This is a genomic window from Chryseobacterium rhizosphaerae, from assembly GCF_003385455.1.
Taxonomy (GTDB): Bacteria; Bacteroidota; Bacteroidia; order Flavobacteriales; family Weeksellaceae; genus Chryseobacterium; species Chryseobacterium rhizosphaerae.
Genome location: NZ_QNUF01000069.1, coordinates 1 through 1,340, shown reverse-complemented (window position 1 = coordinate 1,340; position 1,340 = coordinate 1). Strand labels below are relative to the sequence as shown.

The following is a 1,340-nucleotide window of genomic DNA, read 5'->3' as shown; positions in this document are numbered from 1 at the left end:
TGACTAGTCCTGAAAATCCGATACAGATTAAAGGACAAAAATAAATAATTAAACCAGAGCAAATTTGTTTTTGCTTTGGTTTTTGTTTTTATAGGTTTTCATTTTGATTTCCTTTTGTTTATGCATTTGATTTGGGGTTAAATAATGATTCGAAAAATGAGGTCGTAATTCATTATAAATTCCAATAGCTTCATTTACTATTTTTCTTCTGAGCGCAGTTTGAATATCATATTTATCAATATCAAATTCTTGTTTTAAAATACCATTCACTCTCTCTGCAATAGCATTTTCATAAGGATCGGAATTCTGAGTCATACTGCATTTTAATTGGTATTTTTTCAAAATCCTTTGATACTCATTTGAGCAATATTGTAAGCCTCTGTCAGAATGATGAATCAGCGGCTCTTTTTCAATGTTATTGTTCTTTAATACCTTTCTCAATGCTACGAGGCTGCTTTCTGTATTAAGGTTGTCTGCAACATGATATCCAACGATTTTCTTGGAATAAGCATCGGTTATCAGACTTAAATAACTCGGCTGTTTTCTGCTCCCAATATAAGTAATATCTGCGACCCAAACCTGGTTGGGTTTGTTTATACAATAATTCAGAATCAAGTTTTTATGCTTTCTGAATCGATGATGAGAATTCGTGGTGATATAATAGCTCCTCTTGGGTATTATGAGCAGATGATTAGCTCTCAAAATATCAAAAAACTTATCCCTGCCTATTTTAAAGGATCTTAAAGGTTCCTTTAAAAGAAAATACAGCTTTCTGCCTCCTAATTTTGGCATTTTTATGCGAATATCTTCTACGAGTTTTATCACTTTTGAAGCTTTGCTTTGTGAGTTTTTATATCGTTTGATACTTCTGTAATAGACTTGTCTATCCAATCCGAACAATTCGCAGGTAAAGATTAAGGTTTCTTTCTCTTCACTGCGGAAGCTGGTGATTGTTCGGGTGGTAAGTTTTTTCTGATATCAATATCATATTCTTTCTCGGCAAGATTAATCATCATATCGAAAAATATGACCTTTTTATCTGCAATGTAAGCCTGTTTCTCTAAAAATGCTTTCTGTTTTTCAAGCAATTTAACTTCGGCTTCCAATTCCATAATGCGCTGTTCTGGAGTCTTTTTCATGGTAAATGACCTTTGGTTTTCCCAATCAAAGTTACCATATTTTCTAAGCCAACTCACAATTGTAGAACGTGCTTGTATACCATATTTTTTCCGACAGTCGGTAATTCCTGATTTTCCCGCTTCAATTTCTTTTACAATTTGAAGCTTTAAACTCAAATTGTAATCTCGCTGTGTACGCTTGACGTACTGGGTTTCTAAATG

The 1,340-nt window shown here is 33.3% G+C and carries 2 protein-coding genes; both read right to left on the bottom strand.

Features of this window, described 5'->3' with window-relative positions; translation table 11 throughout:
• Positions 1-48 precede the first annotated feature (48 nt).
• Positions 49-891, bottom strand: a complete 843-nt coding sequence (locus DRF57_RS23380) for an IS3 family transposase (RefSeq protein WP_206607219.1) — start codon at positions 889-891, stop codon at positions 49-51.
• Between the two features lie 23 nt (positions 892-914).
• Positions 915-1,340, bottom strand: a 426-nt coding sequence (locus tag DRF57_RS24050) for a transposase (RefSeq protein ID WP_373866369.1), incomplete at its 5' end; no start/stop codon positions are given.